11 protein-coding genes are annotated in these 13,793 nt (G+C 69.8%); 7 read left to right on the top strand and 4 right to left on the bottom strand.

Translation table 11 applies throughout. The features are described 5' to 3' along the window. Positions 1 to 101: 101 nt before the first annotated feature. The 4 genes from J8M50_RS09985 to J8M50_RS09970 all read left to right on the top strand — a co-directional run bounded on the left by J8M50_RS09985 (position 102) and on the right by J8M50_RS09970 (position 5,647). Positions 102 to 3,365 (top strand): S8 family serine peptidase, encoded by a 3,264-nt coding sequence (locus J8M50_RS09985; protein ID WP_029184077.1) that lies wholly within the window; start codon positions 102 to 104, stop codon positions 3,363 to 3,365. Between the two features lie 521 nt (positions 3,366 to 3,886). Further along, positions 3,887 to 4,867 (top strand): helix-turn-helix domain-containing protein, encoded by a 981-nt coding sequence (locus tag J8M50_RS49060; protein ID WP_010355281.1) that lies wholly within the window; start codon positions 3,887 to 3,889, stop codon positions 4,865 to 4,867. A gap of 106 nt (positions 4,868 to 4,973) precedes the next feature. Next, entirely contained in the window at positions 4,974 to 5,291 is a 318-nt protein-coding gene (locus J8M50_RS09975) for a hypothetical protein (RefSeq protein WP_010355280.1), read from the top strand. 146 nt (positions 5,292 to 5,437) lie between these two features. Then, entirely contained in the window at positions 5,438 to 5,647 is a 210-nt protein-coding gene (locus J8M50_RS09970) for a hypothetical protein (protein ID WP_010355279.1), read from the top strand. 67 nt (positions 5,648 to 5,714) lie between these two features. Here the strand turns inward: J8M50_RS09970 and J8M50_RS09965 are convergent, their stop codons facing one another. Beyond that, positions 5,715 to 6,350: a hypothetical protein gene (locus J8M50_RS09965; protein WP_010355278.1), complete on the bottom strand. Its 636-nt coding sequence runs from the start codon at positions 6,348 to 6,350 to the stop codon at positions 5,715 to 5,717. A 1-nt stretch (position 6,351) separates the two neighbouring features. Further along, the gene (locus J8M50_RS09960; protein WP_010355277.1) at positions 6,352 to 6,873 is read right to left on the bottom strand and encodes an RNA polymerase sigma factor; all 522 of its coding nucleotides are present in this window, start codon (positions 6,871 to 6,873) and stop codon (positions 6,352 to 6,354) included. A 278-nt stretch (positions 6,874 to 7,151) separates the two neighbouring features. Between J8M50_RS09960 and J8M50_RS09955 the strand changes: the two genes are divergently transcribed. Beyond that, positions 7,152 to 8,168, top strand: a complete 1,017-nt coding sequence (locus J8M50_RS09955) for an aspartate-semialdehyde dehydrogenase (RefSeq protein ID WP_010355276.1) — start codon at positions 7,152 to 7,154, stop codon at positions 8,166 to 8,168. Here J8M50_RS09955 and J8M50_RS09950 read toward each other — a convergent pair. After that, positions 8,165 to 8,623 (bottom strand): DUF1203 domain-containing protein, encoded by a 459-nt coding sequence (locus J8M50_RS09950; protein ID WP_010355275.1) that lies wholly within the window; start codon positions 8,621 to 8,623, stop codon positions 8,165 to 8,167. The genes J8M50_RS09955 and J8M50_RS09950 overlap by 4 nt on opposite strands. A gap of 5 nt (positions 8,624 to 8,628) precedes the next feature. Continuing rightward, positions 8,629 to 9,864: an MFS transporter gene (locus tag J8M50_RS09945; protein ID WP_010355274.1), complete on the bottom strand. Its 1,236-nt coding sequence runs from the start codon at positions 9,862 to 9,864 to the stop codon at positions 8,629 to 8,631. A gap of 57 nt (positions 9,865 to 9,921) precedes the next feature. On the opposite strand from J8M50_RS09945, the gene J8M50_RS09940 reads away from it, so the two are divergent. Further along, positions 9,922 to 10,779, top strand: coding sequence for a LysR family transcriptional regulator (locus J8M50_RS09940; RefSeq protein WP_075824953.1), 858 nt, complete (start codon positions 9,922 to 9,924; stop codon positions 10,777 to 10,779). A gap of 427 nt (positions 10,780 to 11,206) precedes the next feature. Further along, positions 11,207 to 13,771, top strand: coding sequence for an aminopeptidase N (pepN, locus tag J8M50_RS09935; protein ID WP_010354205.1), 2,565 nt, complete (start codon positions 11,207 to 11,209; stop codon positions 13,769 to 13,771). The last annotated feature ends 22 nt before the right edge of the window (positions 13,772 to 13,793 follow it).

The following is a 13,793-nucleotide window of genomic DNA, read 5'->3' as shown; positions in this document are numbered from 1 at the left end:
ATTCGTTCACCACCTCACGGTCAACCCTCCCCAAACATTCACCCTGTGGGTAAAGCTGGGCGATCACTCGGGATCACTTCTGACATGAGCTAGGGATGCCCATGACCAACACCCCCCACAGACGTACGGTACGAATAGCCGTGGCGGCGGGGCTCGTCGCCGCGCTGTCGGCCGCCGGTCCCGTGCCGCTCGCGTTCGCCGGTGACCAGCACTCCACGGTCGCCCCCGCCCCCAAGTCGACCGGCGACAAGCTCGGTTCGGACGACGCCGCGGCGCTCACGGACGCGAAGGCCGAGGGGGACAAGACCGTCACGATGATGGTCGCGACCGCCCCCGGCGAGACCGCGCAGGTGGCGAAGCAACTCGACGGTCTGGACGGCGGGTTCGTCGGCCGCAAGGACGACGCGCTCGGGTACGTCCGCGCAACGGTCCCCACCGGCAAGGCGGATGCGGCCATCGCCGCCGCGTCGAAGCTGACGTCCGTGCAGGCGATCGACCTCCGCCAGGAGATCGCCCTGGACGACCCGACGCCGAGCAGCTCCAAAGAGGCGCCCAAGGCCGGGAGTTACCCCGCGCCCGGCAAGAAGACGCCTGCCGCCAACCCGTACAACCCGTCCTTCGAGACGGGTGCGGTGTCCTTCGTCGAGGACCATCCCACGTACGACGGCCGTGGCGTCACCATCGGCATCCTGGACTCCGGCGTCGACCTCGGCCACCCCGCGCTCCAGAAGACGACCACCGGTGAGCGGAAGATCGTCGACTGGGTCACCGCGACCGACCCCGTGACGGACCGCGACGGGACCTGGCTGCGGATGAACGCGGCCGTGAGCGGCCCGGACTTCACCGCTGCGGGCCGCAGTTGGAAGGCGCCCGCCGGAAGCTTCCGGTTCCAGACCTTCGCCGAGTCCGTCACCAACGGCGGTGACATGGCAGGGGACTTGAACCGTGACGGCGACAAGTCCGATGTGTGGGGCGTGCTGTACGACGCCGCCGCCGGGACTGTTCGCGTCGACCTCGACAACGACGGTGACTTCACGGACGAGACGCCGCTGAAGCCGTACAAGGACGGTTTCCAGATCGGGTACTTCGGTGTCGACGACCCGAAGACCGCGATCTCCGAGCGCATCCCGTTCGTCGTCGAGATCCGCAAGGACGTCGTCTTCAACGGCGCCGGGGACAAGTCCGACTACGTCAACATCGGCGTCGTCGAGTCCCGCCACGGCACGCACGTCGCCGGGATCACCGCCGCCAACTCCCTGTTCGGCGGCAGGATGAACGGCGCCGCGCCCGGCGCGAAGATCGTGTCCTCGCGCGCCTGCACCTGGACCGGCGGCTGCACGAACATCGCCCTCGCCGAGGGCATGATCGACCTCGTCACCAAGCGCGGCGTCGACATCGTGAACATGTCGATCGGCAGCCTGCCCCCGCTGAACGACGGCAACAACGCGCGCGCCCAGCTCTACACGCGGCTCATCGACCAGTACGGCGTGCAGCTCGTCATCGCCGCCGGGAACGAGGGCCCCGGCACCAACACGATCGGTGACCCCGGCCTCGCCGACAAGGTCATCAGCGTCGGGGCGTCCATCTCCAAGGAGACCTGGGCGTCCAACTACGGGTCCCAAGTGACCAAGAAGTACGCGATGTTGCCGTTCTCCTCCGCCGGGCCGCGTGAGGACGGCGGGTTCGTGCCGACGCTCGTCGCGCCGGGCGCCGCGATCAACACGATGCAGACGTGGTCGCCGGGGGCGCCGGTCGCCGAGTCCGGGTACCAACTGCCGCCCGGGTACGCGATGTTGCAGGGTACGTCGATGGCGTCGCCCCAAGCGGCCGGTGCGAGCGCGCTGTTGCTGTCCGCCGCCAAGCAGCGGAAGATCGCGCTGTCGCCGCTGGCGCTGCGAACTGCCCTCACCAGTACGGCTCGTGAGATCAAGGGGGTGCCCGCGCACGTGCAGGGGTCCGGGCTGATCCGGATCGTGCAGGCATGGGACGCGATCAAGAAGGGCGCCACCGCGCACGACTACACCGTCAAGGCGCCGGTCAGCACCGCCCTTTCCGGGTCGCTCAAGGAGCCCGGGTTCGGTACCGGGATCTATGACCGTGAGGGTGGGCTGAAGGTCGGGGAGAAGCGGTCGTACGACGTCGTCGTGACGCGAACCTCCGGGCCCGCCAAGGCTGTTAAGCACAGTGTGTCGCTGCGGACCAACGACGGTACGTTCAAGGTCGTCGGCGGTAAGAGCGTCCGTCTGCCGCTGAACACGCCGGTCACCGTCAAGGTGCAGGCTCAGGCCAAGTCGGCCGGGGTGCACAGTGCGATCGTCGAGCTGGACGACAAGGCGACCGTCGGGGTGGATCAGCGGATCCTCTCCACCGTCGTCGTGTCCAAGGCGCTTGCCGCTCCTTCGTACTCCTTCTCCAAGTCGGCCACTGTGCAGCGGAATTCGAGTCACTCGTACTTCGTGACCGTGCCGCAGGGGGCCAAGACGCTTGAGGTCGCGCTCGGGGGGCTGAAGGACAAGAGCCAGACTCGGTTCATCTCCCTTCACCCGCAGGGGGTGCAGGTCGAGGACTCCTCGACCGTGTACTGCTACAGCAACTACTCCAACCCCGACTCGCCCAACAACTGCCGCCCGGATCTTCGGACTTACCCGAACCCGATGCCGGGTGTGTGGGAGATCGAGGTCGAGTCCCGGCGGACGTCTCCGTACCTCGACAACCCGTACACGCTTGATGTGTCGGTGCTGGGTACGGAGTTCTCGCCGGCCGTTCGTACGGTGGCCGAGGCGAAGGTCGGTACGCCGGTTGTCGCGGAGTGGGCCGTGACGAACACGTTCGCGCCGCTCAGCGCGAAGCTGGAGGGTGGGTCGCTGGGGTCCGTGAAGTTGGCTACGCCGACCATCGCGCACGGTGCTTCGCAGACGTCGACTGTCGTTGTTCCGGCCGGTGTTGAGCGGTTCGACGTGTCCATCGGGGGTGTGTCCGACGCGGCTGCGGATCTTGACCTGACCGTCTACCGGGACGGTGTGCAGGTTGGGCAGTCCGCCGACGGGGACTCCGAGGAGTCGGTGAGTCTTGTTTCGCCGGCTGCTGGGACGTACACGGTTGTCGTCGACGGGTACAGCGTGCCTGCCGGGACCACCACGTTCCAGTACAAGGACGTGTACTTCTCGTCTGCGCTGGGGTCGGTTTCTGTGGACTCCGGGGCTGTGTCCATCCCGAGCGGTGGGACCGCGAACATTGCCGGGAACGTGCTCGTGAAGGCTGCTGGGCCTGAGGGGCGGGAGTTCTTCGGGGAGGTTCGGTTGGTGAATGCTCGGGGGACTGCGGCGGGTGTTGGGACCGTTGTCATCGAGAAGGTCGTGGGTTAGCGACTAATGGGGTGGTGCGGGGGGTTGTGTGTCGGCTGCGGGTAGTTCGTGGCTTGTCGCGCAGTTCCCCGCGCCCCTAAAAGCCTGCGGGTTGCCGCGCGTTGAAAGGCGGGGCGCCGCGCCCCTGAAAGACAGAAGCCACCCCGCCGCTGCGCAAGCGTTAAGGGGCGGGTGCTCCCCCAAGAGCGCCCGCCCCTTCTCGTCCCGCCCCGATTTCCCCCGTACTCCCCCACCTCTTTCCGGCCGACGCCCACCCCCGTGACGGCGTCGGCCGGTGCCTGGTGTGCCGGGTGATGCCCTCCCCCGAGGGAGCACCACCCGGCGATCACGAGATTAGGCCGGGTGTACGCGTGGCAGGGGGGTTCGGTTGTGGCACCACGCGGCCATGGCCGGGAGATGCCAAGAGGTCACGGCGGGTGACTCGAACGCAGGTACGGCGAAATCCGCGATCGGATACCGTCAGCGGCAGTCCGACGCCAACGACAGATCTCGGCCGCGAGGCGGCCTTCGCAGGGGGAGCCATGCTGGAGACCATCGGCATCGACCAGTCGACCCACGACGTCTACCGGTCTTTGCTGCTGCACCCCTCCTGGACCCTGGAGGACATAGCCCGTGAGACGGGGCTGGCCGAGGCGGACGTACGGGCCGCGCTCGACCGGCTGACCCAACTCTCCCTGCTGCACGAGGCCGCCGGCCACCAGTTCGTTCCCGTGAGTCCGGAAATCATCCTCTCGCCGCTACTCCAGCGCAGGGAGGCGGAGCTGGACGAACAGCGCGCCCGGCTGTCCCAGGAGCGCGCCGCGCTGGCCGCGCTGACCTCGGACTACGCGAACATGGCGGCGCACCGCGTGGACAGCGGGGTGGAGCGTCTGGAGGGCGTCGACGCGGTACGGGTGCGGCTGATGGAGTTGGCTCATCAGGCACGTATCGACGTCCGGACCTTCGTGCCGGGCGGCGCGCTGAGCGCGGCGGCGCTGGAGGCCGGGCGGCCGTTGGACGAGCAGCACCTGAGCCGGGGTGTGCGGATGCGGACGGTTTACCTCGACAGCGTCCGCAACGACCAGCCGACCGTGGAGTACGCGAACTGGCTCGCCTCGCGCGGCGGCGAGACCCGTACGGTTCCGGCCCTGCCGATGCGGATGATCCTCTCCGACCACACGACCGCCGTGATCCCCATCGACATCGACGACAGCCGCAAGGGCGCGCTCCTGATCCGCTACCCCGGGATGGTGCGGGCGCTGGAGGAGCTGTTCGACATGGTCTGGGAGAACGCGGTCCCGCTGGGCTCGGCCCCCCAGGACGCGCCCCCGGACGCGCCGACGGACCGCGAGGCGGCGCTGCTGAAGATGCTGGCGGCGGGCCTGACGGACGAGGGCATCGCGCGAAAGATGGGCGTCTCGCTGCGGACGGTGCGACGCAACACGGCTGATTTGCAGCGGCGGTTGGGAGTGCAGAGCCGGTTCCAGGCGGGGGCGGAGGCGGTTCGGCGAGGTTGGCTGTGAAGTTGCCGTCGTAGCGCTTATCGGTTGCTGGCATCTCCCTGCCATGACCGGGGGCTGACAGCGTTCTCGTGCCGATTTGGGTACGTCCGGTGCCTAAGGTCACCCCGTGTACGCAGTCAAGGTCGTTCTCCTCCCGTCGGCGCCCGTCGCTATGCCCAGCGACCAGCGGCTGCACGCCGTGGCCGAGACCACGAGAGCCGCCCCGCAGCCGGGCATCGCCCATGTCTCGCTCGCGCGGTGGGGCCGGCGGCTGGTCGGGATGACGTTCGTGGAGGCGGGCAGCCTGGACGAGGCGCTGGACCGGGCGCGGGACGGCTGGGCGGACTGGCTGAGCGTGCCGGGCCTACTGCCGGACTGGGAGCTGGGCGACTGCCGTCCGGACCGTTACCTGTACGGGGAACCACGGGGCGGTCGGGTCGCGTGATCACCGGTGATCCATGCGTCACCTGATTGGCATGTGACTGCCATGGCCTCCTGAGGCCAGCGAATGAACATGACAGCGGCATGACCGCCGGACCATCATCGTGGCTGGCACACGCTCACCGGGAACGAAGAAACCAGGGGCACAGAATGAAACGCATCACCGGCCGAGCCGTCCGCACCGCCCTCGCCGCGCTGGCGGTCACCACCATGGTGGCGCTGCCGCTGGCTGTCGCGGGGCACCAGGGTTCGGCTTCGCAGGGGAAGCAAGTGGTCGCCGCCGGCGACCCGCTGGACGACCTGAGGTACCCGCCGGGCGGGGACGGCAAGGGCAGTTGGGTCTGGGACGACCAGGAGTAAGTAGGAAGCGAGCAGGGGGGCAGGGAAAGGGGCGGGTGCCGGGGGGCGCCCGCCCTCTCTCGTGCGGTCAGGGCGTGCAGGAGCTGTATTCCTTCAACGCCCGTGTGAGGGCAGGGAGTTGGGCGCCGATCTCCTGGGTTCCGACGAAGAGGTCGTCGGGCGTGGTGGAGTCCGGGGAGAGGACGACCAGCACGGGGGCGCCCAGGGTGAGGGGGGTATCTGTCGTGAAGGTGACCGCAGTCGGTCCCGGCGTCGGCTTGTAGGCGTGCGTCACCCTGAGCGTGACCTCGGTTCCTTCTACGGTGGTGACGGTGCCCCTCACGATCGTCTCGGCGCACGCCAGGGACACGAGGTCGGGCAGCGCACTCTTCTCGGTCGAGCCGCCCGCCGCCGAGGAAACCCCCTGGTCGGACGAGGAGTTGCCGGGAACGTCGAGGAGGGCGACCCCTCCGCCGAGCAGGGTCAGCACACCGGCCGCCGCGACGCCGACCAGGGCGACCTTCAGGCGCCGGTGCCTGTACGGGGCGAGTGGGACGACCTGCGCGGGCGGGGCCAACTCGTCCGCGATCAGCGCGAGTTGCGTACGGAGTACGTCGATGTCCTCGCGTGCCGCGCGGAGTTCGGGTGTGTCCGGGGCCGACTCGCCGGTGATCGCGGCCAGGAGGGCGGCGTCGTCCTCGTACACGTCGTCTTTCTCCGCCATCTCACACCACCTCGTCCTCGTGCAGCCGGGCTCGCAGCGCCTTGACCGCTGTGTGCAGGCGGCTCTTCACCGTGCCTTCGGGGACGCCGAGTTGGTCCGCGATCGACGCCACGGGGAGGTCGGCGTAGAAGCGGAGGATCACCACCTGGCGCTGGGGGTCGGGGAGTTGGTCCAGGCCCTGGGCGACCGCCAGCGAGAGCACGCTGTTTTCCTCGCCGGACGGCTGGGCCGACTGGCGTAGCGAGGCGAGGCGTTCGCCCAGGCGGTCCTGGCGGCTTCTCGACCTGTGCCAGTCCATCGCCAGGTTGGAGGCGACGACCGCCGCCCACGCGGAGACGTCGCGCGGAGCGTCGTACCCCTTCGCCGCGCGCTCCAGGAGCCGGAGCCGGACCTGCTGCACCCCGTCCGGCAGGTCCGTCTGCGGCACCCCGCCGAGGGCCAGGACCGCGCGGACCCGGCGTTCCTGTGGCGCGTCCAGCGGGTCCTCCCCCTTCCGTTCCCGGCGCGTCGTTCTGCGCAGCACTGACACCCCTCCCCCTCGGCGTTTCCTCTACGACGCGGGGCGGGGGCGAAACGTTCGTGGGGTGTACGTCACATCTGTGGGCGTGGCGCGGAACAGCTTGCGGCGGGTGCGCGGCTCGGGGCGAATATCTCCAGCTCAGGGCGGGTACGGCCGGAGTTCTGGAGCCCTGCCCTGTGGCCGGTCCTGGTGTCGTGGGCAAAGAATTGGACAGGTGGACCGGGGTGGGCCGCATGATGGAAACGCCGCAGACACATCAGGTACAGCTACAGGGAGTCGCCGTGAGGATCGGAATCGTCGGAGCAACCGGGCAGGTCGGGACGGTCATGCGCAGGATCCTCACGGAGCGTGCGTTTCCGGTGACCGAGCTGCGGTTGTTCGCGTCGGCTCGTTCCGCCGGGTCCGTGCTGGACGGGGTGACCGTGGAGGACGCGGCGACCGCGGACTACTCCGGGCTGGACATCGTGCTGTTCTCGGCGGGGGGTGCCACGTCCAAGGCCCTTGCCGAGAAGGTCGCCTCCCAAGGCGCCGTCGTCATCGACAACTCGTCCGCGTGGCGGATGGATCCCGAGGTGCCGCTCGTCGTCTCCGAGGTCAATCCTCACGCGATCGCTGCGCGGCCGAAGGGGATCATCGCGAACCCCAACTGCACGACCATGGCGGCGATGCCGGTGCTGAAGGTGCTGCACGCCGAGGCGGGGCTTGAGACCCTCGTCGCGACGACGTACCAGGCCGTGTCCGGGTCCGGGCTCTCCGGGGTTGCCGAACTCGCCGACCAGGTACGGAAGGTGGTCGACGACGCGGAGAAGCTCACGCATGACGGTGGCGCCGTGTCGTTCCCCGAACCCGGTGTCTACAAGCGGCCCATCGCCTTCAACGTCCTCCCGCTCGCCGGGAACCTCGTCGACGACGGGTCGAACGAGACGGACGAGGAGAAGAAGCTGCGCAACGAGTCGCGGAAGATCCTGGAGATCCCGGGGCTGAAGGTCTCGGGTACGTGTGTCCGGGTGCCCGTCTTCACCGGCCACTCCCTCCAGCTCAACGCGAGCTTTGCGCGTCCGCTGAGCCCTGAGCGCGCGCTTGAGCTGCTGTCCTCGGCGCCGGGTGTCGTGGTGACGGACATCCCCACGCCGCTCCAGGCCGCCGGGCAGGACCCGTCGTACGTGGGCCGGGTACGGCGGGACGAGACCGTGGAGAACGGGTTGGCGCTGTTCGTGTCCAACGACAATCTGCGGAAGGGTGCGGCGTTGAACGCGGTGCAGATCGCGGAGTTGGTGGCGGCGGAACTCCAGGGTTAATCCCTTTCGACGGCGTACAGGAAGCAGCCGTACACCACCGAGCGCACGTGCACCTGGGCCACGTCCTCATCCTCGAACGCCCTCCGCAGTGCCCCGTCGAAGTCCTCCCCCACCAGTTCGCCGCCCATGATGTGTCCCTCCGCCGAATAGCGGCGCAGGACGCGGTGGTTGTCGGTGAACGCGGGGGTCGTCGTGTCGGCGGGGCCCTCGCAGGGGGCCGCGTGGATGAAGACGGGGCCCTGTTCGTCGTACGCGCCGGGGTTCGTCGCCCAGCGGCGCAGCGGGGCGTACGTGATCAGCGTGATCCGTTCGCCCTTCTCGCTGTCGCGGAGGCAGCAGCGGAGGGGGGCGTCGCCCTCCGGATCGTCGTAGGGGTGTACGGAGTTGTCGGCGTCGTCCCTCGTGCGGAGGGCTGTGAGGACGGTCGGGGGGATCGGCTGGACCGCGTAGTTCATGCCTCCTATGTTCGCGCCCGGCGTCGGGGTTCGCTGGCGGGTTCGCGACGTTGCGTTCCCGCTAGGGCCGGTGCCGCGAGGAGGGCTAGGGCCGCGCCGAGGTACAGGACCGCTGTCGGGCCGTACGTGTCTGCCGTGCGGCCTCCCGTGAACGCGCCCAGCGCGATCGCCGAGTTGAAGACGCCCGCGAACAGGGCCGACGCCGCTTCCCTCGCGTGGGGTACCGCTGCCGTCAGCCAGGTCTGGGCCGAGACCGAGACGCCGCCGTAGAGGAGGCCCCAGAGGGTGAGGAGCCCGGCGGTCAGGGGTAGGGACGTGTCGGCGGGGACGAGTAGTGCGACCGTAGTACCCAGGGACGACGCGACCAGGACGAGGGTGCGGCCGGGGTTCGCGCTCGCCCTCGTGCCGATGACGAACGTGCCGACGACGCCTGTCACCCCGTACCCCAGCAGTAGTACGCCGACGCCGCCCGCCGCGAGACCGTCGACGCGCTCCAGCACGGGGCGGACGTACGTGTACGCGGCGAAGTGGCCGGTCACCAGAAGAGCTACGGCGGTGAGCCCCCGCCTGAGCCTCGCGTCTCTGAGGAGTTCGGGGAAGACCACCAGGCGTACCGGTGCCTCCGCCGGAAGTAGGGGGAGGGTGACGTGCAGGGTCACCGCCACGGCGAGCGCCAGCACCGCGAGCGCGGCGAAGGACCAGCGCCAGCCGGCGAGGGAGCCGAGGAAGGTACCGGCCGGGACGCCGATCACCGAGGCGACGGCGATGCCGGAGAAGACCAGGGCCGTGGCCCGTCCGGCGTACCTCTCAGGTATCAGCCGCGCCGGAAGCCCCGCCGCGACCGCCCACACCCCGCCGATACAGACCCCGACCAGCGCACGGGCGACGAGCAGGACGGCCAGGCCGGGGGCGAGGGCCGAGAGCAGGTTGGCGGCGGCGAGGAGGAGCAGGAGGGCGGCGAGGACGTGACGCCGGTCGGCGCGGCGGACGACGACGGGCAGCAGGGGCGCGGAGACGGCCGCGACCAGTCCGGGAAGGGTGACGGCGAGCCCTGCCGTACCCGCCGAGACACCGAGGGAATCACCGAGGGACGTGAGCAGACCGACGGGAAGCATCTCGGTGGTGACGACGGAGAACGTGGCGGCGGCGAGAGCGAAGACACCGGGCCAAGGAGCCGACGGGGACCGGGAGTTGATGATGGACCGAGGGCTGGCGGAGGTCCGGGGTTCCAGGGAGGACATGCCTCCACTTTTCGCGCCGTGGCCCTGCGGGAACAACGGCGAAGTCCTCACCCTTCCATGAGCGTGACTTATCGATCGGCCCCCGACCTGCGCGAGCTGGAGTGCTTCCTCGTCCTTGCCGAGGAGTTGCATTTCGGCCGGACCGCCGAGAGGTTGTACGTCTCGCAGGCGCGCGTCAGCCAGCTCCTGCGCTCGCTGGAGCACCGGACCGGCGGCCGACTGGTCAGCCGCACGAGCCGCCGGGTGTCCCTGACCCCGCTGGGTACGCGGTTCCTCGCGCGGGTCCGTCCGGCGTACGACGACCTCGTGGCCGCCGTCGAGGACGCGCGCGGCGCCGCGCCGAGGCTCGGCTTCCAGGGGGCGGTGGATGCCGAACTCGCCGGTGCCGTACGGGAGATGGGCGCCGTCGAGCTCGTGGAGCTGCCGCTGTCCGACCCCTTCGGCGCCGTACGCTCCGGCGTCGTGGACGCGGCTGTCGTCCTGCTGCCCGTACGGGAACCGGACCTCGTCCTCGGCCCGGTCTTCTCGCGGCACCCGCAGACGCTCGCCGTCCCCCGTACGCATCCCTTCGCGGCGCGTACGGCCGTCTCGGCGGCGGAGGTCGCGGCGGAGCCGCTGGTCAGGCCCGCTCCCCCGGCCCCCGCGTACTGGCGTGCCGCGCAGGCGCCGGGGGTGGGCGGGCCCGAGGCGGGGACGCTCCAGGAGGGGCTGACGCTGGTCGCGACGGGGCGCGCGGCGATGCTGCTGTGCGCGCCGACGGCCGCCGCGTACCGGCGGGCGGACGTGGCCGTCGTACCCGTCGAGGGGCTCGGGGAGTCGGCGTTGGGGTTGGTGTGGGCGCGGGGTGGGGAGGGACGGGGGGTGCGGGCGCTGGCGGAGGCGGTGCGGGGGCTGGCGGAGGCGGGCGGGGCGTAGGCGGCGAGGGGGCTGGCGGCGTCGGGCACGGCGTAGGCGGCGAGACGGGCGGCGCCGTCGGCCGGGAGCGCGGGCACGGCGAAGACCGCAAGACAGGCAGCGGCATCGGCCGGGAGCGCGGGCACGGCGAAGACCGCAAGACAGGCAGCGGCATCGGCCGGGAGCGCGGGCGTTGGCGGAGGCGGTGAGGGGGCTGGCGGTGTCGGGCGCGGCGTAGGCGGCGAGACGGGCGGCGGCATCGGCCGGGAGCGCGGGCACGGCGTAGGCCGCAAGACGGGCAGCGGCATCAGACGGGGGCGCGTGAGGTGGGGGCGGCGAGGCGGGCGGCTTCGGTCAAGAGCTCGTGTGCTCCGCGATAGTGGCTGCGTGCCCGGAAGCGGCACGTGGAAAGATGGCCACAACCCACGCATAACGAGGAGATGACCGCGTGCCTGGCACAAACCTGACTCGCGAAGAGGCTCGGCAGCGGGCTCAGCTGCTCACCGTTGACTCGTACGAGATCGATCTCGACCTCTCCGGAGCGCAGGAGGGCGGCACCTACCGGTCCGTGACCACGGTGCGCTTCGATGTCGCCGAGGGCGGCGCCGAGTCGTTCATCGACCTGGTCGCCCCGGCGGCCTTGGAAGTGACGCTGAACGGCGACGCGCTGGACCCCGACGAGGTGTTCAAGGACTCCCGCATCGCCCTGCCCGGCCTGCTCGCCGGTCCGAACGTCCTGCGCGTCGTCGCGGACTGCGCCTACACCAACACCGGTGAGGGCCTGCACCGCTTCGTCGACCCGGTCGACCAACAGGCGTACCTGTACACGCAGTTCGAGGTCCCGGACGCGCGCCGCGTCTTCGCGTCCTTCGAACAGCCGGACCTGAAGGCGACGTTCAGGTTCACGGTGAAGGCGCCCACCGGCTGGACGGTGATCTCCAACTCCCCGACGCCCGAACCCAAGGACGACGTCTGGGAGTTCGAGCCGACGCCGCGCATCTCGACGTACATCACCGCGCTGATCGTCGGCCCGTACCACTCCGTGCACAGCGTGTACAAGAAGGACGGCCAGTCCGTGCCGCTCGGCATCTACTGCCGTCCTTCCCTCGCCGAATTCCTCGACTCCGACGCCATCTTCGAGGTCACCCGACAGGGATTCGACTGGTTCCAGGAGAAGTTCGACTACGCGTACCCGTTCAAGAAGTACGACCAGCTGTTCGTCCCGGAGTTCAACGCGGGCGCGATGGAGAACGCGGGCGCGGTGACGATCCGCGACCAGTACGTGTTCCGCTCGAAGGTCACGGACGCCGCGTACGAGACGCGCGCCGAGACGATCCTCCACGAGCTGGCGCACATGTGGTTCGGCGACCTCGTCACCATGGAGTGGTGGAACGACCTCTGGCTCAACGAGTCGTTCGCGACGTACACGTCGATCGCCTGCCAGGCGTACGCGCCGGGCTCGCGCTGGCCGCACTCCTGGACGACGTTCGCGAACTCCATGAAGACGTGGGCCTACCGGCAGGACCAACTCCCGTCCACGCACCCGATCATGGCGGAGATCAACGACCTCGACGACGTCCTGGTCAACTTCGACGGGATCACGTACGCGAAGGGCGCTTCCGTCCTGAAGCAGCTCGTCGCGTACGTCGGGATGGACGCGTTCTTCCAGGGCGTGCAGGCGTATTTCAAGGCGCACGCGTTCGGCAACACGCGGCTTTCGGACCTGCTCGGCGCGCTGGAGGAGACCTCCGGGCGTGACCTCAAGTCGTGGTCGAAGGCGTGGCTGGAGACGGCCGGGATCAACATCCTGCGGCCGGAGATCGTGACGGATTCCGCCGGTGTCATCACGTCGTTCGCGGTCCGCCAGGAGGCGCCCGCGCTGCCCGTCGGCGCGAAGGGCGAGCCGACGCTCCGCCCCCACCGCATCGCCGTCGGCCTGTACGAACTCGACGACGACAGCGGCAAGTTGGTGCGTGACGAGCGCATCGAGCTGGACATCGACGGGGAGTTGACGGACGTACCCCAGCTGATCGGCAAGCGCCGCCCGGCAGTTGTCCTGCTCAACGACGACGACCTCTCGTACGCGAAGGTCCGCCTCGACGTGGAGTCGCTGGCCTTCGTCACCGAGCACCTCGGCGACTTCGAGTCCTCCCTCCCCCGCGCCCTGTGCTGGGCCTCGGCCTGGGACATGACCCGTGACGCCGAACTCGCCACGAGCGACTACCTCTCGCTGGTCCTCTCCGGGATCGGCAAGGAGTCGGACATCGGCGTCGTCCAGTCCCTCCAGCGGCAGGTGAAGCTGGCGCTGGAGCTGTACGCGGCTCCGGCCAAGCGCGCTTCTCTGCTGACGCGTTGGACCGAGGCGACGCTGGAGCACCTGCGTGCGGCTGCCCCCGGCAGCGACCATCAGCTCGCGTGGGCACGGGCGTTCGCGGCGACGGCCCGGACCGACTCCGAACTCTCGCTCCTTGAGGGCCTGTTGGACGGGTCCTCGGTCGTGGAGGGGCTCGCCGTCGACACCGAGCTGCGGTGGACGTTCGTCCAACGGCTCGCCTCTGTCGGGCGGTTCGACGAGGCGGAGATCAACGCCGAGTACGAGCGCGACAAGACGGCGGCGGGCGAGCGGCACGCCCTGACGGCTCGCGCCTCCCGGCCCACCGCCGAGGCCAAGGCCGCCGCGTGGTCCTCGGTCATCGACTCCTCGGACCTTCCCAACGCGCTCCAGGAAGCGGTGATCGGCGGCTTCGTCCAGCCGGAACAGCGCGAACTGCTCGCGCCGTACACGGAGAAGTACTTCGAGGTGGTCAAGTCGATCTGGGAGACCCGGTCCCACGAGATCGCCCAGCAGGTAGCGGTCGGCCTCTACCCGGCGATCCAGGTCTCGCAGTCGACGCTGGACGCCACGAACACCTGGCTGTCCTCCGCCGAACCGAACGCCGCGCTGCGGCGGTTGGTGTCGGAGTCCCAGTCGGGGGTTGAGCGGGCGCTGAAGGCGCAGGCTGCGGACGCGTAGTACACACAGGGGCGCCCGGCGT

The organism is Streptomyces acidiscabies (genome assembly GCF_020010905.1).
GTDB classification, from domain to species: domain Bacteria; phylum Actinomycetota; class Actinomycetes; order Streptomycetales; family Streptomycetaceae; genus Streptomyces; species Streptomyces acidiscabies.
Note: the sequence above shows the minus strand (reverse complement) of the source record. Positions and strands in the feature narration are given on the sequence as shown.